Origin of the sequence: Fodinicola feengrottensis (assembly GCF_010993775.1) — a bacterium.
Classification (GTDB): Bacteria; Actinomycetota; Actinomycetes; order Mycobacteriales; family HKI-0501; genus Fodinicola; species Fodinicola feengrottensis.
In genome coordinates, this window is sequence record NZ_WOTO01000024.1 from 65,024 (window position 1) to 83,730 (window position 18,707).

Annotated in this window: 25 protein-coding genes; 10 read left to right on the plus strand and 15 right to left on the minus strand. The window is 68.6% G+C overall.

The genetic code is table 11. The features are described 5' to 3' along the window. Nucleotides 1-36: 36 nt before the first annotated feature. Nucleotides 37-750, minus strand: a complete 714-nt coding sequence (locus GNX96_RS22275) for a GntR family transcriptional regulator (protein WP_279581175.1) — start codon at nucleotides 748-750, stop codon at nucleotides 37-39. A gap of 100 nt (nucleotides 751-850) precedes the next feature. On the opposite strand from GNX96_RS22275, the gene GNX96_RS22280 reads away from it, so the two are divergent. Continuing rightward, entirely contained in the window at nucleotides 851-1,861 is a 1,011-nt protein-coding gene (locus tag GNX96_RS22280) for a glycoside hydrolase family 26 protein (protein WP_163569545.1), read from the plus strand. Here GNX96_RS22280 and GNX96_RS22285 read toward each other — a convergent pair. Next, a complete protein-coding gene (locus tag GNX96_RS22285; protein WP_279581144.1) occupies nucleotides 1,858-2,292 on the minus strand; it encodes an SRPBCC family protein in 435 nt (144 codons plus the stop codon). The two genes, GNX96_RS22280 and GNX96_RS22285, sit on opposite strands and share 4 nt — an antisense overlap. Before the next feature lie 227 nt (nucleotides 2,293-2,519). Here GNX96_RS22285 and GNX96_RS61305 point away from each other — a divergent pair, with 227 nt between their 5' ends. The 4 genes from GNX96_RS61305 to GNX96_RS61320 all read left to right on the plus strand — a co-directional run bounded on the left by GNX96_RS61305 (nucleotide 2,520) and on the right by GNX96_RS61320 (nucleotide 4,815). Then, nucleotides 2,520-3,347, plus strand: coding sequence for a HelD family protein (locus GNX96_RS61305; protein WP_313885742.1), 828 nt, complete (start codon nucleotides 2,520-2,522; stop codon nucleotides 3,345-3,347). A gap of 93 nt (nucleotides 3,348-3,440) precedes the next feature. Then, complete coding sequence (locus GNX96_RS61310) at nucleotides 3,441-3,968, plus strand: hypothetical protein (RefSeq protein ID WP_313885743.1); 528 nt, start codon at nucleotides 3,441-3,443, stop codon at nucleotides 3,966-3,968. Then, nucleotides 3,968-4,612: a hypothetical protein gene (locus tag GNX96_RS61315; protein ID WP_313885744.1), complete on the plus strand. Its 645-nt coding sequence runs from the start codon at nucleotides 3,968-3,970 to the stop codon at nucleotides 4,610-4,612. Before GNX96_RS61310 ends, GNX96_RS61315 begins: the two co-directional genes overlap by 1 nt. Continuing rightward, nucleotides 4,612-4,815: an ATP-binding domain-containing protein gene (locus GNX96_RS61320; RefSeq protein WP_313885745.1), complete on the plus strand. Its 204-nt coding sequence runs from the start codon at nucleotides 4,612-4,614 to the stop codon at nucleotides 4,813-4,815. The genes GNX96_RS61315 and GNX96_RS61320 overlap by 1 nt, the downstream gene beginning before the upstream one ends. 77 nt (nucleotides 4,816-4,892) lie before the next feature. Here the strand turns inward: GNX96_RS61320 and GNX96_RS22295 are convergent, their stop codons facing one another. From GNX96_RS22295 to GNX96_RS22330, 8 genes are all read right to left on the minus strand, one after another. Further along, complete coding sequence (locus GNX96_RS22295; RefSeq protein ID WP_163569546.1) at nucleotides 4,893-5,264, minus strand: VOC family protein; 372 nt, start codon at nucleotides 5,262-5,264, stop codon at nucleotides 4,893-4,895. Between the two features lie 147 nt (nucleotides 5,265-5,411). After that, on the minus strand, nucleotides 5,412-6,716 hold the full coding sequence (locus GNX96_RS22300; RefSeq protein WP_163569547.1) for a ParB N-terminal domain-containing protein: 1,305 nt from the start codon (nucleotides 6,714-6,716) through the stop codon (nucleotides 5,412-5,414). Continuing rightward, the gene (locus GNX96_RS22305) at nucleotides 6,713-7,336 is read right to left on the minus strand and encodes a polysaccharide biosynthesis C-terminal domain-containing protein (RefSeq protein ID WP_163569548.1); all 624 of its coding nucleotides are present in this window, start codon (nucleotides 7,334-7,336) and stop codon (nucleotides 6,713-6,715) included. Before GNX96_RS22305 ends, GNX96_RS22300 begins: the two co-directional genes overlap by 4 nt. Next, nucleotides 7,333-8,424 carry a lipopolysaccharide biosynthesis protein gene (locus GNX96_RS22310; protein WP_163569549.1) on the minus strand — a complete coding sequence of 364 codons (1,092 nt, stop codon included), beginning with the start codon at nucleotides 8,422-8,424 and terminating at the stop codon, nucleotides 7,333-7,335. Before GNX96_RS22310 ends, GNX96_RS22305 begins: the two co-directional genes overlap by 4 nt. Before the next feature lie 66 nt (nucleotides 8,425-8,490). After that, complete coding sequence (locus GNX96_RS22315) at nucleotides 8,491-9,408, minus strand: hypothetical protein (RefSeq protein ID WP_279581145.1); 918 nt, start codon at nucleotides 9,406-9,408, stop codon at nucleotides 8,491-8,493. Continuing rightward, the gene (locus GNX96_RS22320; RefSeq protein ID WP_163569551.1) at nucleotides 9,333-9,929 is read right to left on the minus strand and encodes a YveK family protein; all 597 of its coding nucleotides are present in this window, start codon (nucleotides 9,927-9,929) and stop codon (nucleotides 9,333-9,335) included. Before GNX96_RS22320 ends, GNX96_RS22315 begins: the two co-directional genes overlap by 76 nt. Before the next feature lie 72 nt (nucleotides 9,930-10,001). After that, the gene (locus tag GNX96_RS22325) at nucleotides 10,002-10,814 is read right to left on the minus strand and encodes a glycosyltransferase family 2 protein (RefSeq protein WP_279581146.1); all 813 of its coding nucleotides are present in this window, start codon (nucleotides 10,812-10,814) and stop codon (nucleotides 10,002-10,004) included. A 121-nt stretch (nucleotides 10,815-10,935) separates the two neighbouring features. Beyond that, nucleotides 10,936-11,559, minus strand: coding sequence for a hypothetical protein (locus GNX96_RS22330; protein ID WP_163569553.1), 624 nt, complete (start codon nucleotides 11,557-11,559; stop codon nucleotides 10,936-10,938). Nucleotide 11,560: 1 nt separating this feature from the next. Between GNX96_RS22330 and GNX96_RS22335 the strand changes: the two genes are divergently transcribed. Then, nucleotides 11,561-11,776 (plus strand): hypothetical protein, encoded by a 216-nt coding sequence (locus GNX96_RS22335; protein ID WP_163569554.1) that lies wholly within the window; start codon nucleotides 11,561-11,563, stop codon nucleotides 11,774-11,776. Here the strand turns inward: GNX96_RS22335 and GNX96_RS22340 are convergent. Genes GNX96_RS22340 through GNX96_RS22360 form a run of 5 tightly spaced genes read right to left on the minus strand, consistent with a single transcriptional unit; the run spans nucleotide 11,728 to nucleotide 15,393 of the window. Further along, a complete protein-coding gene (locus GNX96_RS22340) occupies nucleotides 11,728-12,612 on the minus strand; it encodes a sulfotransferase family protein (protein ID WP_279581147.1) in 885 nt (294 codons plus the stop codon). The two genes, GNX96_RS22335 and GNX96_RS22340, sit on opposite strands and share 49 nt — an antisense overlap. Continuing rightward, nucleotides 12,609-13,307, minus strand: a complete 699-nt coding sequence (locus GNX96_RS22345) for a phosphotransferase (protein WP_279581148.1) — start codon at nucleotides 13,305-13,307, stop codon at nucleotides 12,609-12,611. Before GNX96_RS22345 ends, GNX96_RS22340 begins: the two co-directional genes overlap by 4 nt. Continuing rightward, on the minus strand, nucleotides 13,304-13,918 hold the full coding sequence (locus GNX96_RS22350; RefSeq protein ID WP_163569556.1) for a hypothetical protein: 615 nt from the start codon (nucleotides 13,916-13,918) through the stop codon (nucleotides 13,304-13,306). Before GNX96_RS22350 ends, GNX96_RS22345 begins: the two co-directional genes overlap by 4 nt. 3 nt (nucleotides 13,919-13,921) lie before the next feature. Next, a complete protein-coding gene (locus GNX96_RS22355) occupies nucleotides 13,922-14,710 on the minus strand; it encodes an O-antigen ligase family protein (protein WP_163569557.1) in 789 nt (262 codons plus the stop codon). Next, on the minus strand, nucleotides 14,659-15,393 hold the full coding sequence (locus GNX96_RS22360) for a hypothetical protein (protein ID WP_279581149.1): 735 nt from the start codon (nucleotides 15,391-15,393) through the stop codon (nucleotides 14,659-14,661). The genes GNX96_RS22355 and GNX96_RS22360 overlap by 52 nt, the downstream gene beginning before the upstream one ends. A gap of 806 nt (nucleotides 15,394-16,199) precedes the next feature. On the opposite strand from GNX96_RS22360, the gene GNX96_RS22365 reads away from it, so the two are divergent. Genes GNX96_RS22365 through GNX96_RS22380 form a run of 4 tightly spaced genes read left to right on the plus strand, consistent with a single transcriptional unit; the run spans nucleotide 16,200 to nucleotide 18,653 of the window. Next, nucleotides 16,200-17,522, plus strand: coding sequence for a hypothetical protein (locus GNX96_RS22365; protein WP_279581150.1), 1,323 nt, complete (start codon nucleotides 16,200-16,202; stop codon nucleotides 17,520-17,522). Nucleotides 17,523-17,572: 50 nt separating this feature from the next. Next, nucleotides 17,573-18,154 carry a hypothetical protein gene (locus GNX96_RS22370; protein WP_279581151.1) on the plus strand — a complete coding sequence of 194 codons (582 nt, stop codon included), beginning with the start codon at nucleotides 17,573-17,575 and terminating at the stop codon, nucleotides 18,152-18,154. Further along, nucleotides 18,076-18,387 carry a WecB/TagA/CpsF family glycosyltransferase gene (locus GNX96_RS22375; protein ID WP_279581152.1) on the plus strand — a complete coding sequence of 104 codons (312 nt, stop codon included), beginning with the start codon at nucleotides 18,076-18,078 and terminating at the stop codon, nucleotides 18,385-18,387. The genes GNX96_RS22370 and GNX96_RS22375 overlap by 79 nt, the downstream gene beginning before the upstream one ends. Before the next feature lie 38 nt (nucleotides 18,388-18,425). Beyond that, on the plus strand, nucleotides 18,426-18,653 hold the full coding sequence (locus GNX96_RS22380) for a GNAT family N-acetyltransferase (RefSeq protein WP_163569562.1): 228 nt from the start codon (nucleotides 18,426-18,428) through the stop codon (nucleotides 18,651-18,653). Nucleotides 18,654-18,707 lie beyond the last annotated feature (54 nt).

An 18,707-nucleotide genomic window follows, 5' to 3' on the forward strand; every position in this document is an offset into this window, starting at 1 on the left:
AAGCCGGCTCCCGGCGCCACCGGGAGCCGGCTTTTCCTATCCCCGCAGGGCCGTGGTGACGGCGTACCGGTCGCCGCGCCACAACGCGCGTACGTGCTCGACCGGCTCACCAGCCTCGTCCCAGGTGTCGCGGTGCATCAGCAACATCGGCAACGCCGGGTTGGTGCCGAGCAGTTGCGCCTCCCGGGGCGACGCGAGCACGGTCTCGATGATTTCCTGGCCGGTCGTGAGCCGAATCCCGTACGCCGTCACGTACGTACGGTAAAGCGAGGTGGTCGGGTCGAAATCTTCAAGGATGGTGGGAAACCTGGCCAGCGAGACGTAGGTGCTCTCCAGCCCGATCGGCTCGTTCTCAGCGATCAGTAACCGCTCCAGGTGCACGACCTTGTCACCGTTGGCGATGCCGAGCTTGCCGGCCAGCACCGGGCCGGCGGCGATCACCTCACCGCGCACCGGCCGCCGCTGCGGGCTCATCCCGGCGTCGGCGAGCGACTCGGTGTAGCTGCGCAACACCAACGGCAGGATCAGTTTCGGCTCCGCGACGGTGGTTCCGCGACCGCGCGTACGGTGCAGCCGGCCGGCCAGCACCAGCTCGTCCAGTGCGCGTCTGAGCGTCTCGCGGGCACATCCCAGCTGCTCGACCAGCTCGCGTTCGGTCGGCACTGGATCGCCCGGCCGCAGGTCCGCCAGCATGGCCGACACCTGCCGGGCCACCGCGAAGTACTTGGGCACCCGGCCATGCTCCGGCACGCCGTTGTTGACCGGCGGCAGCCCGGTCCGGCCACGCCACGGAATATCAGAAGGCACGACCGCAGCCTACGCACCACAAGCGAGGCCGTAGGCTCGGCCGGTGCGGCGGTTTGTCCGGATAAGTTGTTGTTGCCTGGCGATGGTGCTGGTGCTCGCGGGTTGCGCCGCTGCGCCGCGTCCAGAGCCGGCCTGCCGAGTTTCCCAGACGTTGGTGCCGTCGTGCGGCGTTTGGTGGGGCGTGGCAGCGAATCCGCTGGCGGGAGAGTCGTGGGATCAGGCGCTGCTGGCGTACGAGTCGCGGATGGGCCGGCGGGTGGACATCGCGCATTTCTACCACCGCGACCGCGAACTGTTCCCGACCGCTGACGAAATCCGCCGCGCCGACCAGCGTTTTTTTCTTCTGGAGAACTGGAAACCCGAAGCCGGTCACAGCTGGGCGCAGGTGGCCGCTGGTGCGGTCGACGGCGAGATCGATCGGGAAGCGGCGTACCTGAAGGCAAACTTCACCAAGCCGTTCTTTCTCGTCGTCCACCACGAGCCGGAGAACGAGGTCGACCAGGCGAGTTCTGGCTTCACCGCGAAGGACTACGCGGCGATGTTCCGGCATGTCGTGGTGCGCCTGCGATCCGACGGCGTACGCAACGCCGTGACGGTGATGAACTACCTCGGCACCCCGAAATGGGGCGGCCAGCCATGGTTCGACCAGCTCTATCCCGGCGATGATGTGGTGGACTGGGTCGCTGAGGATCCGTACGTCTTCGGCTCCAACCCGCTGTGGCGTACGGGCTTCGCCGGCACCGTGAATCGGCGAGACTTCGCGGACCCGTCCTGGCCGGGCTTCTATGACTGGGCAATGCGAAAACATCCCGGCAAGCCGATCATTCTGGCCGAGTGGGGAGTGGACGAGCAGCCCGGCCAGCCGGCCGCCAAGTCCGGCTATTTCGCCGCGGTGCCGGCCGGGTTGCGACATTTTCCTGCTGTCAAAGCGCTTGTCTACTGGAACGCGGCCGCAACCAACCCGGTCGGCGCCACCCGGATCGACTCGTCCGGCCGGTCGTTGACCGCTTTTCGTTCGCTGTCAGGAAACACCGTCGTGAACGTACGACACTAGTTGCTGCTCCATCTGCTCCAGTACGAGCGGCCAAGCGGCTTCGGCACGGTCGCGCAGCTCCGCCCGCGGGAAACCGGCGTGGGGGTGAGGCGTACCAACGTGCCCTCGGCGGCCGGGGAGAACTCGACCGTGACGACCGTCTCGGCACCCTCGGTGCCGCCGGCTCCGGTCACCCAGGTGAGCTCGACCAGCCGGCCGGGCTCCAAACGCAGAAACCGGCCGTAATGCGGGTGCAGGGTGCCTTGGAACGCGGTGGCGAAGAAGAACGGCACGTCGATCGCCGGCTTCATCAGCACCGACTCCGGGACCGCGAACCAGACACCGAACTGTTCGGTCCAGGCGGTGAAAAGCGCGTCGGGAGTGAGCGGCATTCGCCGCTGGACGGTCAGGGCGTATGGCCGGTCGGACAAATCCGGTACGCAGCGAGTCATAAAATGCCTCCTCAGGTATATGACCTACTGAGAATATAGTGAGGACGAGAGATGGTCAAACCGTGAGAGGGCAAAAAAAAAAGAACGAGCATCCGACAAGGGAGGCTCGTTGTGGTAAATTATGTTGCTGAGAAAACTACAAAAACGACACATAAATCCATTGGCATCAAAGATACCAAGGAGCTGCTTCGTTGTCAAGCCCAGTGTCCGGCACTAAGCCGGATCCTTTGAGTAACGGTACCGAATTTCGCGAGAGTGAGCTGGAAAGCGAGCGTAAGTATCTGGCCGTTCTGTACCGCCATCTCGACGGGCAGCGGGAAACCACCGAGCAGCGGCTCCGTGAGGTGCTGGGCCAGGGCATTGGCGGGACGCCCGGTGCGCAGGTCGAGCGGGATGCCTCGTACTCGATGTATGCCGATCGGCTGGCGCAGCTCCGGTCGGTCGACTACGGGCTGTGTTTCGGCCGGCTCGACCTGACCAACGACGACCGGTTCTACGTCGGCCGGCTCGGTCTTTTCGACCCTGCCAACGACTATGAGCCGCTGCTGGTGGACTGGCGGGCGCCGGCCGCGCAACCGTTCTACACGGCGACCGCCGCGACTTCCAGCGGAGTACGGCGGCGCCGGCACGTGAAGATGCGCGGCCGGCAGGTCACCGGCATCGACGACGAGATCTTCGATTTGGCGTCTTTGAATGACGCCGATATCAGCACACTGAACGGCGAAGGCGCGCTGCTCGCTGCCCTCAACGCCAACCGTACGGGCACGATGGGTGACATCGTGGCGACCATTCAGGCCGAGCAGGACGCGGTGATCCGCGCCCATTCCGACGGTGTTCTGGTCGTACAAGGTGGTCCTGGCACCGGAAAGACCGCGGTCGCTCTGCACCGCGCCGCGTTTTTGCTTTACACCCACCGCAAACGGCTGCGCAAGCAGGGCGTTCTGGTGCTCGGGCCCAATGCCACCTTCGTTCGCTACATCGCCGATGTGCTGCCATCGCTGGGGGCGAAACCGACGTCTTGCTCTCCGACCTCGGCGACCTGCTGCCCGGGCTGACCGCGACCGGCACCGAGTCGCCCAAGGTGGCCGCGGTGAAGGGCCGCGCGGCGATGGTCGGGGTGCTGGCCGCGGCCGTACGAGACCGGCAGGATGCCCGAGTCGATGCTGGAGGTGACCGTCGACAGCTACCCGTTGCGGCTGAACAGGCAGACCTGCGTGAAAGCGCGCGACCGCGCCCGGTCGTCCCGGCAGCCCCACAACCTCGCCAGGGCGAATTTCGCCCGTGCCATCGTCCGGGCGTTGAGCGACCAGTACGCACGCAAGCTCGGTGACAAGTTCCTGCAGCGTGGGGACATGGAGGACGTGCGTTCCGAGCTTCGGGAGGACCCGGCCGTCCAAGCCGCGATCAACAACCTGTGGCCGCTGCTCACGCCGGAGCGGCTGCTCACCGATCTTTTCGCCAGCGACCGCCGGTTGCAGATCGCCGCCGGCCGTTTTTCCGCCCAGGACAGGGCATTGCTGCGGCGCCGGCCCGGATCGCCGTGGACGCCGGCGGACGTACCGCTGCTGGACGAGGCCGCCGAGCTGCTCGGGCAGGACAACCGGGAGGCCGAGCGGCAGGCCGCGCTGGCCGCCGCCCGCGGGTCGTCGAATACGCGCAGGGTGTGCTGGAAGTGATGACCCCGGCGGACCACGCCGACGAGGAAGTCCTGCAGGCGATGGACGCGATTTCCGCGCAGCAGCTGGCAAATCGCTATAGCAGCAAGGAATATGAGACGACCGCGGAAAAGGCCGCCGCGGATCGGCAGTGGACCTTCGGACACGTCATCGTCGATGAGGCGCAGGAGCTGTCCTCGATGGCGTGGCGGTCGCTGATGCGGCGCTGCCCGAGCCGGTCGATGACCATTGTCGGTGACATCTCGCAGCGGTCGGTGGCGGCCGGCGCCGGCTCGTGGGCCGAGGTTTTGCGGCCGTACGTCAGGGATCGCTGGCGGATGGCCGAGCTGACGGTGAACTACCGGACGCCGGACGAGATCATGTCCGTGGCCGCCGACGTGTTGGCCGAGGTCAGCACTGATGCGACCGCGCCCCGGTCGGTACGCAGCACCGGCGTGCCGCCGTGGCGTCTGGCCGTGTCAGCCGCCACTGGCTGGCCGACGAGGTGGCCCGCGCGGTGCAGACCGAGCTGGCCGCGATCGGCGAGGGCACCCTCGCCGTCATCGTCCCGGAGGCCCAGGTGGGCGCGCTGGCCCTGGCGCTCGCGCAGGCTCTGCCGGCGGCTTTCCTGGCACCCAAGGGATCTCTCGCCCGAGCCGCGGTGATGTCCGCGACCCAGTCCAAGGGCCTGGAATTCGATGCCGTCGTGCTGGTCGAACCACAGTCCATTGTGGACGAGTCGGAATATGGCTGGAACGACCTCTACGTCGGCATGACGCGACCCACCCAGCGGCTCGGTGTCCTGCACAGCACGCCGTTGCCAGCGGCACTGGCCGGTCTGTCCGATCGGTCGCTGGAGCCGGCCTAGGTTTTCCCGCTGGGGCCGCCTGACCGGCGGCCCCGCTGCCCTGCTGGTCTGCGTCAGACTGATCTGGTTGTGTTGCGTCAGGCTGGTCCTGCGACCCCGATCAGGTGGCCCTCGGGGTCGGTGAACTGGCCGACGACCAGCTTGCCGGGCGCCCCCTCCGGTCCCATCCGGCGTTTCCCGCCGAGGCTCTCGGCCTTACGCAGCGCCGCCTCCACATCCGGGACGCCCACGTAGAACAGGACCCGGCTCTCGTATCCCTGCCCACCGGCAACCCCACCGTTGATCCCGTCCGCGCCGCCGGTGACGAACCCGTACTGCCCCGGCGCCGACACCGCTTCGGTGGAGGCGTCCCCGACGTCGTACGTCCAGCCGAACAGCTCGCCGTAGTAACCGCGAAGCATGGCCGGGTCCTGGCCGATGATCTCGAAATGCACCACTGCGTCTGCCATGACTCTCCTCTTGTGACGCCATCGGTTGGGCGCTTCACCAGATAGTCGGAACCGGATCCAAGATTTCGACAGTGCTGACCTTAGTGAGGGTGGTGGAAAAACGGGGCATTTCGGCCCCAAACGTCACCCTCGTGGAAGGGATAGGGGTTAGTGGCGGATGCAGGCGAAGAGGTGGCGGCCGTAGTTGCCGGCGTACGGGCCGACGCCGTCGCTGTCCGGGCCGAGGTTGATGATTTCGTCGAAGGTGCCGTGTTCGGCGAGGAAGCCGGCGATGCGGGGGGTGTCCCAGCCGGCGAGGCTGGTGCCGAACCAGGCTTCGTGGTCCTGGCCGGTGTCCAAAAAGAGCACCTTGCCGGTCACCTCGTCCAGCAGCCGGACGAGTTCGGCTGGACCGATGGTGCCGCGGCCGAGGGCGAAGTGGTGCAGGAGGCTGAAGCAGGAGACCACGTCCCAGCGGCGGCCGGCGGCGGCCAGGAAGTCCTCGCACTGTCTAATGTGGACGACGCTGGCTGGCAGGCCGTAGACGGCCGAGCCGAGCGGTTGGGCGAGCGGGTCACGTTCGACGCCTTCGGCGAGGAATCCGGCGGCGCTCATCTGGGCGACGAACCATCCGTAGCAACTCGCCACGTCCAGATAGGATCCAGGCGAAATTCCGCGCGCGGAAAGGAAAGCCTGCATCTTTTCCAGCCGGTCCGTGCACTGGCGGACCAACGTCCAGCCGCGCTCCAGCTCCGGCGCTGGCAGAGGCTGATAAAGCTCCTTCGTTCCGTCCAGCCAGCTCATCCGCAGCAACAGATCCTGCAGTGGAGTGCTCGCGGTGGTCCGCTTCACCGTCACCGGGACAGTGGTTTCCCCAGCGGCATAAGCCAAAGCGATCCGGTGGTGGCCGTCGAGTACGCCGAAATACTCCGAGCCTCGGATGCGTTCCACCAGGATCGGGTCGGCCGGGCCGCTTTGGTTCGCTCTTGGCTCGTACGATGAACTTTCCTTGCGAGCAAGGAAATCGCGGGCGACCTCGACAACCCCGGCCGGCGCGTCGGCCCAGAAATAGCTGCCGCTGGTTTTCAGGCAACGCAACCCGAGCTGTCCGTACGGGCTGGCCAGGATCTGCTCGTCGGTGAGGGCGCCATCCGCGGCGAGCAACTGTACGTGTGGACCGGCGGCGAGGGGCGTCGTCGACGGCCACAGCAAATCGCCGGTGGCCTGGGAAAATTCCTTGGGACTGAGCCCGCCCTGCGCGCCCAGCAACAGCTGATCGATAGCGACCATCGAAGATTGCGACGGTCGCAGGAAAGTCCGCGACAGCCGCAGGCGTACCGGCGCGGGCACCGATCGGCGAGCGGCCCCAGTCGCCCGGTCGGCCAGTGCGACAGCGGTTACCCGGCCGCGGGCGGCGGCCCGGCGGCCACGGAACCGGGCCGCGTTCAGGGCTCGGCGGGGGAGAGACTTCATGAGTAGTTTTCCTTTAGCGAAGCGGGTCGATGGGTGATCAGTGGCCGCAGCCTGCGCGGCACCATGCTGGCGAAAGAGTCGAGGGCGAGCAGGTCCGGCCGGCTCAGCAGGGCCACCGCGTAGACGACGCAGCTCACGCCGACGACGAGGGCGGCGGACCACCAGTGCAGGCCGAAGAAAAACCGCAGGGCCAGTGGCGGCAAGCCGAAGCAGACCACAGTCAGGCCGGCAACCCACCACACCGCGTTGGTGAAGGGGGTCATCTGTAGTTGGCCGCGGACCTGAAGCAGCGGCAGGACGTTGCGAACAACGATCGCGGCCGCCCATCCGATGGCCGCGCCGAGCATGCCCATGGACGGGATCAACAGGATGTCCAGCGCCAGGTCGACCAGCAGCGCGAGAGCGTTGTTGATCAGGCTGCGCCCGCTGCCGCCGGCCATCAACAATACGGTGTCCACCGGCCCGCAGACCGCGGAAACCACCGTTGAGACAGCCAAAAGTACGACGACGAGGTCACCGGTCGCGTACGTGCCGCCGAAAATCGACAGCAGCAGCGGCGCGAGGCCAATGCTGATCAGATAGAGCGGCCAGGTCACCGCCATGGTCCAGGCGGTGGTCACCTGGAAGACCCGCTCGGCGGCCACTCGGTCGCCGCGGGCCAGTAGTTTTGAGAGCTGTGGAGCCAAAACGTTCTGTACTGCCAACGCGACCAACTGGCCGACACCAGAAATCGGGTGGCCGCGGTGTAAACGGCGGCTTCGGTGGGCGAGCGCAGCACCGCCACCAGGATGATATCGGCGCGCTGCAACAGGATCTGGCAGATCCGGGCGATCGCCCGCGGCATCGTGTACGCCCAGTATTCGCGGGTCACCGCGGCTGCCCCGATCGGGCTTGGCCGGCGTTGGGTCTCGGCCTCCCGTACCAGCCGGAGCAGCCACCACCAGCCGACCACCAGCCCGACGCCGTACGGGATGGCCCAGGCGATCGACAGCCAGGCGAGCGAGGCCCCGGCAAGCGCGGCCAGCGCCACCGCGGCGACCTGCAGCAGGCTCCGCCCGACCCGTTCCACCAGCGCGGACGGTCGCATCGACCCGTAGCCGCGGGTTGCCGCGATGACCGTGTCGTAAACCCCGGCGACAGGAACGAAAACCGCCAACGCGAGCAGTCCCACGACGACTTCGTGCTGGTCGGTCGCGCCGCCCACCAGCGGTGCCAGCGGCGGGCCGGCGACCAGCATCGCGGCCCCACACACCAGGCCGGCGATGAGCACGGACCGCAGGCACACCCGCAGGCAGACGCGGGCCGCGGACGTACGTCGCTCCACCAGGTAGTGCGGCAGCCAGCGGGCCAGCGACACGTCCGACCCGAGTTCGGCGATCGCGATGGCGACCAGGAAAACCGAGGTGGAGCGAAAAAAAAAAAACTGCCGGCCACCTCGGCCGGCACCCGGTTGGTGACGATCGCGACCACCGCGAAGGTGGCGACCGCGGAGATGCCGGCACCGATCAGGTTCGCGGTGCCGCCGCGGGCGATCGCCCCGAGGCTGCCGGCCGGGGAGCCGGTGACCGGGGTGATCCGGGCCGTCGTCACGACCGGTCGGCCCCCGCCGGCTCGGGTTCGGCCGGCGCCTTGGACCGTGGTGACGGCCGTTTCGGCGCGACGGCTGCCGCGGCGTCTGGCGCGTGCGTACGCGCGACTGGCCCACCATCGGACACCGACGGGCCAGCGTCCGGAGCGGTCAGGAACACCCCGAGCACCTCGCCGCCGCAACGGGTCAGCTCGTCGCTCGCGGCCCGCAGGTCGCGCAGCCGGGTACGGCCGGAAGTCGCGGACAGGATGACGGCGGTCGCTGAGTTCGCCAGCGCCAAACCGTCGGCACCGGCCGCTTCTCGTGCGCACAACACGACATAGTCGGCGTGCTGCGTAAGGACCCCCAGCTGCCCGCCCCCACCGCTCGGAGAGCAGCCGATCGGCGGCCTCTTCCGGTTCGGTGCCGCTGGCCAGGAAAGACAGCCAGCCGCGGCTGCGGCCGGCGCAGCACCTTCAACGCCTCCCGGCGGCGCAGCAGCACCTCGGACAGGCCTGGCGACGGCATTTCCTCGACCAGGTCGGTCAGCCCGCCGCGGGCCGAGTCGACCAGGATCACCGAGCTGTCGGCGCGTACGAGTGAGACCGCCAACCGGACCGCGGCCGGCAACGCCGAGTCGTCGCACACGCCAGCGACCAGCAGCGTCGCCGGTACGGACGGGACGCCGACGGCGACCGTGATCCGCCGGGACCGATCGTCCTCGGTGATGGGCGCGGCCGGGTCGGAGAACAGTTTGGGCAGGTCAGCGCCGGTGCGTACGATCGGACCAAGGCCTGCGAAACCGGCCCGTTCCAGGTCGGCGGGCGCGTGCACGCGGTCGTCGGCGAGCGCCAGCCAACCGGCCAGCGCGGCCGCCGCGAGCAGCCCGAGCACCAGCCCAGCCAGCGCGTAGACCGCGAGGCCCAGGCCGGTCGACGCGGTCGCCGCCGGCGTGATGACCTCGCCCGGGTCCGGCGGGTTGGTTCGCAGGTCGCTGAGGGTGGCCTGCAGCTTCGCCAGCTGCGCCGAGTAGACGGTCAGCTGCTGCGTCAGCACCTGCCCGCGCGGCGAGGTGGCCGGAGTCTTCGCGAGCTCGCCGGCGGTCGACGACATGGACGCCTGCACTTTGGCCGCTTCGGTGGTGTGTAAAGGCGCAGCTCGGCGGCATCGTTCACGGCCGCCCGCTGGGCCCGTACGGCCAAATACGCGGTAGCGAAGGCGTTCGCCCCGTGAAGTGCGCTGTCGTTCGTACGCGCCGCATAACTGATCTCAAGCACCTGCGTGTTGCTCGGGTTGTCGACCGTCACCCGGCTCGCCAGCGTCGCGTTGTCGTCGGTGGACCCGAGGTCCTTCTTCGCCGCGTTGACGACCGCGTCGCCGCTGATCAGCGCGGCCTCGGTCTGCAGGTTGGTGAGGTTCTGCCCGCGCGCGCCGGTCGAGTACGGGTTGCCGTCCAGCGGGTTGATCAGTACGGCCGCGGTCGCCACCGTGCTGCCGGGACGGACCAGCCCAGCGGCTACCGCGCAACCGGCCACCGCGACCAGGACGACCAGGACGACCAGAAGCACCGGCCACCGGCCGCGCAGCCGGGGCCAGATCCAGCCGAGGCCGCGTCGGTGGGGGGACACGTATCCAGGCTCACTCACCGCAGTCACCTACCGCATTGTTCCGGTATGGATAAGGACAATTCGACCGACCCCCTATCGGCCCCAACCCGTTCAAATCCCCCGACCCGCGGTGTGCGCGAGGTGCAGCACGGTGGCCGCCGACACGACTCGCGCGCTGACCAGAATCGCCAGGTACGAGCGCTGCTCGGTCGGGTGCAGCCGCAGCGATCGGATCGCCCACCGGCGGGCGTCCGCGCGCTGCCCGAGTGCCGCGTAGGCGAACGCTTTTTGGCCGTAGATCCGGGAAAGTCCGCGCGAGCTGTTCCGTAGCGCCGGATGCTTGTCGACGCAGTAGTCCAACGCGTCGATGATCGTCTGCCATCGATCGGCGAAGTACGAACCGCGATGCCACAGCACGTGGACCAGCGGCTCCGGGACCGTACCCACCGAAGAATGCGCCACCGCCCGCAGCATCCAGTCGTAGTCCTCGGCATAACTGCCGGGCAGTTTTTTCGTCCACCTCACCAATAGGGCGAAGGCCTCGCGGGTCACCAGCACTGTCGAGGGGTGCGCCTCCATCACCCGGCGACGGGCCAGCTCGGCCAGCGTGAGGTCCTCCTGGCGCGGGATCCGAACGTGCGTACGCTCCTGTTTTCCCGTCCCGTAACGGATCTCGATGCCACACACGACAAGGTCGTGGTTGCCCTGCTGCAGCAGCGCGATCTGCCGGCTGAGCTTGTCCGGCCGCCAGCTGTCGTCGTCGTCGCAGAAAGCCAGCAGCTGCCCCGAACTCGCCGCCACGCCAGCGTTTGCGGGCGCCGGCGAGGCCGGGCGTACGGTCGTTCGCGATGACCACCAGCGACCGGTCCGGCCCCAGCGGCGCGAACTCCTGCGCCAGCCCGATTTCCGGTTCGCAGCGGTCATAAACGACGACGCATTCGACCGGGCCACAGCAGTCCTGCGAGAGGATCGATCGTACGGCCGCGCGTAGGAGCTCGGGCCGCCGGTGCGTGGCCACGACGACGCTCGTTGTCAGTGCGGTCATCTATTTCTTGCCTTTCGTGGTGCGGGTTTTGTTTCCCCAAAGGGATTTTCTGGGGCGACGGGCGCCAGAGTCGGTACGCCGGCGGGCCAGCCCAAGGCCGACCAGTGCGCCGAGCACGGCCCCCGAAGCTGGCGCGGTCGGCCGGTTGGCGTCGCCGTCCGCGCTCACCTGCGGCCCGCGCAGTTCCTCGCCCGGATAGGCGCTGAGGTTCGCGCTGTTGACCATCGCGGTCTGCAGTTGGCCAATACGGTTGTAAAGCTGCTGCGGGCCGCTTTTCCGGCCGGCGTCTTGGGAGTCGCGGCGAGTTCGACGGTGAGCCGGTCGACATTGCCACCCAGTCCGGCGATCGCGGTGGTTTGCCGTTGACTGAGAAATGCCTGCCGAGCGGCCAAATATCCGGTGGCCGCGGCTCGTACGCCAGCGCTGGCCCCGCTGGCCGAACCGGACCGGTAGCCGATGGTGAGAACCTTCGTGCCCGGCACCGCGCCCCACCTCCAGCCGGTCGGCCGGATCGGGATCGCCGGTGGCCCGGATGATGCCGGCCAGTACGCCGGTCTGCGTCACCCGGCGAGCCTCGGTGTCGACGGTGATCCACTTCGGCGTGCCGTCGCCGGGCGGCGCCACCGTGACCGGCGCGTCGGCGACGAAAACCGTGACGGTGGCCCGAAAGGTGGCCGGCTGGGGCCAGCAGGACAGCGGCGCCGACGAGGAGCCCGGCCAGTGCGCCGCCCAGGACGACGGCCCCGCCGCGACGCGAGATCCGCAGGTAGTCGGCGACCGGGACGCTCGGATTCATCGTCGCCAGCTCGGAACATCGCCGAGAAACTCGACCAGCTCCTGATCGGCCGCCTCGAATCCGTTCATCAGACGCTGCCGAAGATCGGTCGGCAGCGGCCGGCCCGGCCGGGCGTTGAGTTTCGGGAAAACCTCGGGGATCCACACCGGCAGGCCGAGCCATTCCTGCAGGCGTACGAACTGTTTCTCCGGTTCCGCGAAGAAAGCGTCCGCGTCCAGCGTGAACAGCCGGTCGGGGCTCACCGCGTCCCGCAGCCGGCGCAGCTGCGGGGTGTAAAGGCTGCGCCGGGCGTAGGCGTGGTGCCGGTGGCCGAAGCTCTGGTAAGCCGGATCCTCCCGGATGCGGTGCTCTTCCCCCAAAAGCCGCTCGTCCTCGAGCTCAAGCGCGCGACCGAAGTCCGCCTCGGTCTCAAAGCCACGGGCGAATTCGTGCCGGTACGCCGAATAGGCCCGCTCGACCGGGTCGCGTACCAGCGCGACCAGCCGGGTTTCGGGCAGGTCACGGGCAATCCGGCCGGCTGCGAGCGGGTGGAACATGTAGTAGCCGGAGGACTCGAAGGTGACCGGCTCGGCGGAGTGCGTCCGCGCCCGGGCCAGCGACCGGACCGGGAAGTGACCCCGATACCAGGACCAGCCGCGGTCGTACCAGAGGTCGAAGAAGTTGGTGCCCTTGTGGAAAAGTGGCGGGCTGATGATCGCCGGATGTCCGCTCAGCAGCCGGTGCAGGGTGGTGGTGCCAGCACGTTGCGCGCCCACCACCAGGAAAGTCGGCAGCAGCCGTACGGCCGGAGTGAGCCGGCCGACCGAGCGGACCATTTTCTGGCCGGCGGCCCGCATCGGAGCTGGCGCGGAGCGCCGCAGGCGGGGGAGCAGAGCGGTCATCGGCACCGTCCTTGGACATCTGGTTCCACCGAGCCGGCGCGCCGGCCGGCGATCCGCAGCATCAGCCGGGCCTGCTCGCGCAGCGGCGCCCCGGTGGCGGCCTGCGCCGCATAGAGATAGCGGGCCGCGATAGTGGCCGTGTAGAGCGTGCCAATCAGGTCGCCGTCCGGCCCGAGCCGCTGCCCGGCGAGCGTCACCGCGCGCTCGATCACCGGCGCGCTGATGCCGTGCCGCTGGGCGGCCGCCTGCACCAGGAAATGCATCAGGTCGAAGCCGACCGGTACGCCGGTGTCGAACCGTTCCCAGTCCCACAGCCCGACCTGCTGGCCGCGTACCGACATGTTCCACGGCGTCCAGTCGCCGTGCCAGCCGCCCAATGGCAGCCGCACGTCCGCGCAGCGATTGGCGATCTTCTCCAGCGCGAGCCGCAGCTCCTCGGCGTGGTGCCCGTCGGTCAGCGTGTCGACGGTTTCCCGCAGTCGTACGAAAAGTGGGCTGTCGGCGACCGGGCACACGCCGCTGTCGAAGCCGGCGGCCAGCTCCGCCATCGCCGCGACCGGTGGTCCGCTGGGCCGGCCGAGCCGGGGCCGGCTGGCCGCCGGCACCGGGGAGACCACCAGCAATCGCAGGTCGCGCCAGCCGCCGTCGTGCACGACCGTCGGCGTCCGTAGCCGCTGCCAGCAACGGCTGGTCACCTCGCGCAGCGCGCGCGCGCTTCGCGCTCTACCAACTGCCGTGAGATCGGGCCGTCGCCGACCTTCACGAAGGCCACTGTCCGGCCGGTCCGGTCGAAGACCTGCAGAACCGGCGGCTTCTGGTTCGCCCGCAGCGCGCCGACCCCGATGCTGACCAGCACCGGCATGCCCAGCAGCTCGGACAGGTGGGTCTCGATGTTCTCCGCGCAGTGCCCGGCCGAGCTGATCCGCAGCCGGTCCGCGAGCAGCCGGCCGGCGCCGGGTAGCCGGAGCGCGAGGCCAGCGGCCAGCCGGGTCAGGTGTTCGGTACGGCTCAGGCCCGCGCTGAACCGGCGGACCGCGCCGGACGCGGCTCGCGGCAGGTCGGCCGGCACCAGCATCCGCGGTTCCCGGACATTGGGCACGAAGGCCAGCTCGCGAACCGGCCGCCGGTCCGACGGCAGTGGCGTACGACGCGATGCCACCTCGACCCGCGACGGCTCCGGCCACAGCCGGCGAGCCACCCGGGCCAGGTCCACGGCGGCTCGGTTCGACAGCCGCTCGTCGAGGATCGCGATCGCTGGACTGTCCGGCAGTGCGGCGAGCCCGATGTCCGCGTCGATGTCGCTCACCTCTCACCCCCTCACTCCGGTCAGCCGGCGAGGCTTCGTACGGGTGGAGGTCCCAGTGTTCGAGGGCATTGCGGCATCCCCATTCGCCGGAACTGTGGTGCCTCGATGTACTTGAAGCGGTATTGCAGTGTTTTCGAGTATTTTGCCCTGTCCGATTCCAGCTCTTCGCTCGGCCCGCCAGGCCAGCCCCAGAGCGAGCATCAGGGTGAAGACCGGCGGGCCGAGAACGTCGTACACGAACATCTCGATCCCGAAGAAAATCAGCAGCGCGAGCGCGATGACCGCCATCGGATCTCGGCTCCGGTACGCGTACCGGCCGCGGATCAGCAGGAACGCCAGGAAGAGCAGGGTGCCGATCAGGCCCTGCGAGAACAGCAGCAGCCACAGGTGGCCCTGGGTGCCCAGCGGCGGCACCGCGCAGGCGGGGCAGTCGGGCGTGCCGGAGCCGGCGATCGAGAAGAAGTTGCCCTGCACGTCCCGGGTGTTGCCGAAGCCCAGCAGCGGCGAGCCCCGCATCATCGAATCGACGGTGGCGACCGCGAGCGCGGATCGCCGGTTGTTGCTGTGCGGGTGCTGCAGCCGTTCGTTGATCAGCTCGCCGAGCGGCGAGACGACGACGAGCAGGGCCACCACCAACACGGCGCTGACGGCCGCTCCCACCACCCAGGTCCGGCCGGCCCGGGCGAGCTGGAAGATCGCGTACGCGACGCCGACCGCCAGCGCGATCCAGAGCCCGCGGTTCAGCGAGTAGACGACGGGAACGGCCGCTGTCGCGAGGACGAGCGGTGCCACGTACCGGCGCCAACCGGAGTTTTTTTGCGGCACCACGAATAAAGGAAGAATGGCAGGAAAAACGACAGGTTGGCGCCCCAGGAGTTGACGTACGTGAACGGCGCTTTTGGTCGAGGCTCGACATATCCGAGCACGTTCTGCACCTCAGCGCTGGCCGGGTGCACGATCACGTGCATGAATTCCTTGCTGGACACCGAATGTGGCAGCAACATTTCCAGCGGGGAACGGAATTCCAGGTGTGGTGCCACCACACCGAGCAGTCCGCCGATGGTGGTGACCACGAACATGTAGCCCAGCAGCCGAGAAATCCGCAGGTCGCTGACGGTTTTCTCTTCGGTGTTCCCGATGTACAGCAGTGCGACGGTCACCGCCGCGTACCAGAGCACCCGGTAGCCGAAGGTCAGCGGCGAACCCGGCTCGGGCACGGCCCCGGGCGCGTACGTCGTCAGGACGGCGGCGCTGGCCACCACCACGGCGAGGAACAGCAGCCACCAACCGAAAACCGCGCGCGGCGCCAGCAGCCGCCGCCAGCCGGTGCGTTTGAGCAGGCTCACCGCCAGCGGCACCGCCGCCAGCAGGAACACGAACTCGCCGACCCCGAGCGCCCACCAGAGCGGGTAGCCGAGGAAGGCCACCGACAGTGGCCAGCCCGCCGGCAGTGACCGCCGTCGTGTCGTACGCACATCCGCCCCCACAGGTCGCCGTTGGCCATAGGTCCGCCGGCGGGAGAGCCTACGCGACCCGCCGGGTCGCTCCGAGTAGTGTGCACGACACTACGTACTCTGGCCGCGACGGTGAGTGGATAATATTTGCCGTCAAGCCGGGCGAGTTGGGCAACGTGCGGAGGAGTCACTGTGGACGATCGATCGCGCAGCGTGTTCGGCAGCTGGGCTCGCCGGGTGTTCACCGCCCTGGTGGCGCTCACCTGCGCGGCCTCGGTCGTCGGCGGCCTCGCGACCCGCGACCGCCGCACACGCCTCGCAGGCGGCGCAGGGCAAGGTCGTCAGCGCCGGCCCGGCGTCGTACACCCCGAACGTGTTGGACGGTCAGGTCGACTCGATCGCGCAGGTGGGCGGCACGGTCATCCTCGGCGGCACGTTCACCCAGGCGCAGAACGCCGGCGGTGGCGCCAAAGTGACCCGCCAGCACCTGCTCGCCTTCAATGCCACCACCGGCGCGCTCAGCGCGTTCAACCCCGGCACCGACGGCGAGGTCACCAAGGTGCAGTCGGCCGGCGACGGCCAGACGGTTTACGTCGGCGGCTATTTCAAGACCGTCCGTGGCGTCGCCCGGCCGGGCCTGGCCCGCGTACGGCTGAGCGACGGCGCGGTGATGGGCGGTTTCACGCCCAGCCTCGATGGCGGCGTCACCGACTTGAAACTGGTCGGCGGTCGGCTCTGGGTAGCCGGCCGATTCACCAAGGTCGGTGGGGGTGGCGCAGCCGGCGCTGGCCACCGTCAACCCGACCACCGGCGCTTATTTGCCGTACATGAGCCTGAAATTCGCCGAGCCGCAGGACGGCGCGCCGCTGCAGGTGACCAAAATGGACGTCAATCCGGCCGGCACCCGGCTGGTCGCGGTGGGCAGTTTCAACACGATCAACGGCTACGCCCGGGCCCAGATCGCGCAGTTGACGACCACCGGCTCGCAGGCCGGATTGGCCTGGTGGGCCACCGATTTCTACGACCAGGCCTGTGACGACGAGTTCCCGTCGATCATGCGCAACGTCAGCTTTTCGCCGGACGGCGGCTATTTCGTGGTCGTCACCACCGGCGGCCCGCGTGGCCCCGACTCACCTTGTGACGAGTCGGCTCGCTGGGAAACGTCCTCGACCGGCGGTGGCCTGCGGCCCAGCTGGGTGGACTTCACCGGCGGCGACACGGCCTATTCGGTGGTGGTGACCGGCACCGCGATCTATCTTGGTGGGCATTTTCGCTGGGAGAACAACCCGAACGGCAACAACGCGGAGGCCGCCGGCGCGGTGTCCCCGCCGGGCATCTCCGCACTCGACCCGTCCAACGGCCTGCCCTTCACGTGGAATCCGACCAGGAATCCGCTCGGTGTCGGCGTGTTGGACCTGCTCGCGACTTCTGCTGGGCTGTGGGTGGCCAGCGACACCGACCACATCGCCAACCAATATCACGCCCGGATCGCTTTCATGCCGCTCAGTGGTGGCTTTTCGGTACGGGGAACGGCTGCTCCGGGCCTGCCTGCCAAGGTTTACAAGCAGGGTGGCTCGAATCCGTACGCGAGCGGCAGCTTCACGTTTAACGGCAGCAAAATCACCCAGACGATGGGTGGCGCCGGTGGCGGGATCAACTGGTCCGACGTACGCGGCTCGTTCATGCTGAACGGCCAAGTCTACATCGGACAGTCGAATGGGCAGCTGGTCCGCCGGGCGTTTGGCGGTGGCGCATTCGGTGGCCAGGTGGGCGTGACCGGCGCGGACCGGGTGGTCGCCGACCAGGACTGGCACCAGGACGTACAGTCGATCACCTCGATGTATTTCCATCAGGGCCGGCTTTATTACACGCTGGCTGGCCAGAATCAGCTCTATTACCGGTATTTCACCGCCCAGAGTGACGTGGTCGGCGCGCTCCGGTTCACCGCCGGCACGAGTTCGGCTTTCGGGCAGGTGAAATCCGGTTTCTACGCGGGCGGACGTTACTGCTATTCGGTGAGTTCGGACGCCAACCTGCGCTGCATGTCCGTGTCGTACGGCACGGTCACCTCCGGACCGGCCGTGGTGTCCGGGCCCGGCGTGGACGGCCGCAACTGGCAGTCGTCCGCGATGTTCGCCTTCCAGACGTAACAGGTGTTGTGATGGCTTCTTCGACGCTGCCTCCGATCGGACCGTCGGCTGTGCCTTCGGCCCGGACCGGCCAGATTTCCCCGGTGCCGCGACTGCCGGACGAGGCCGAGCCGGCCCGCGTACCGGTCGGCCCGTTCTCGGTGGTCGACCTGCCCCGACTGCCGCTGGCCGACTACATCGCCCGGTCCGCGGTCGCCGCGGTGCCATCCCGGCCGTATTTGGCCTTCGCCTTGCATGTTGGCGGCCTTAACCACCGCACTGACGCCGATTTCGTGGCGTCCATGCGAAAGGCCGACGTGATCTACGCCGACGGCGCTTCGGTGGTCGGACTGGCCCGACTGGCCGGCGCCCGCGTCATCGGCCGGTCGGTGACCACCGACCTCGGCTGGGACGTGTTGCGCCGCTTGGAAACCCGGCAGGGCCGGCCGCTGCGGCTGGCTCTGATCGGCGGCCCGATCGGCCTCGCCGGCGAGGCCGGGGCGGTGCTCGCCGAGAAAAACTGCGGGCACAGATCGTGGTTGCCGAACACGGCTACCAGCCGGACTGGGCCCCGGTGGTCAACCGGCTCCGCGCCGCCCGCCCGGACGCGCTCATCGTCGGCCTCGGCGCGCCCGCCGAGATGCGCTGGGTGATGCAGTGGCTCGACCGCCTGCCGCCCACGCTCGTGCTCACCTGCGGCGGCTGGTTCGGCTTCCTCGCCGGCAACGAGCGCCGCGCACCCGCCTTCATGCGCGCCGCCGGGATGGAATGGGTGGCCCGGATCGCCCAGGCCCCCGCCCGCCTCGCCCCCCGGTACGCCCGCGGCGCCCTCTCCACCGCCGCCCTCGCTGCCGCCTGCCTCCGCTCCCGGTTTTCCTCCTCCTAACTCACAGTCACCCTCCCGCCGTTTTGTCCGCAACGCTGATGCGCCCCGATCCCACGGCCCGACGCCGAGTGCGGGACTTTAACCCGCACTCGACGTCGAGTGCGGCACAAAATCCCGCACTCGACGAAAACCCAGCCGCACCGCTGGCCAAACTCGGCATGTCGTACGAGGGCCAACTGCGGGAGAACGTCCTCGCTCGCGAGGGCTGGCGGGACTCGGACCTCTACAGCGTGCTGGAATACGAGTGGCGAGGCGGCTGGCGCTAGTGTGATGGGTGCCACGGGTCGTGGGTCTCGTTGGTAAACATGGGATGCGTTATT

Excerpts from the sequence above, each read along its gene's own strand:
- GNX96_RS22295 (WP_163569546.1), bottom strand. The coding sequence starts at position 5,264 with ATGGCAGACGCAGTGGTGCATTTCGAGATCATCGGCCAGGACCCGGCC.
- GNX96_RS22285 (WP_279581144.1), bottom strand. The coding sequence starts at position 2,292 with ATGACTCGCTGCGTACCGGATTTGTCCGACCGGCCATACGCCCTGACC.
- GNX96_RS22310 (WP_163569549.1), bottom strand. The coding sequence starts at position 8,424 with ATGGTGGGCCAGTCGCGCGTACGCACGCGCCAGACGCCGCGGCAGCCG.
- GNX96_RS61320 (WP_313885745.1), top strand. The coding sequence starts at position 4,612 with ATGTCCGCGACCCAGTCCAAGGGCCTGGAATTCGATGCCGTCGTGCTG.
- GNX96_RS22365 (WP_279581150.1), top strand. The coding sequence starts at position 16,200 with ATGAGCCTGAAATTCGCCGAGCCGCAGGACGGCGCGCCGCTGCAGGTG.
- GNX96_RS22340 (WP_279581147.1), bottom strand. The coding sequence starts at position 12,612 with ATGACCGCTCTGCTCCCCCGCCTGCGGCGCTCCGCGCCAGCTCCGATG.
- GNX96_RS61315 (WP_313885744.1), top strand. The coding sequence starts at position 3,968 with ATGACCCCGGCGGACCACGCCGACGAGGAAGTCCTGCAGGCGATGGAC.
- GNX96_RS22380 (WP_163569562.1), top strand. The coding sequence starts at position 18,426 with ATGCGCCCCGATCCCACGGCCCGACGCCGAGTGCGGGACTTTAACCCG.
- GNX96_RS22300 (WP_163569547.1), bottom strand. The coding sequence starts at position 6,716 with ATGAAGTCTCTCCCCCGCCGAGCCCTGAACGCGGCCCGGTTCCGTGGC.
- GNX96_RS61310 (WP_313885743.1), top strand. The coding sequence starts at position 3,441 with ATGCCCGAGTCGATGCTGGAGGTGACCGTCGACAGCTACCCGTTGCGG.
- GNX96_RS22325 (WP_279581146.1), bottom strand. The coding sequence starts at position 10,814 with ATGACCGCTGCGAACCGGAAATCGGGCTGGCGCAGGAGTTCGCGCCGC.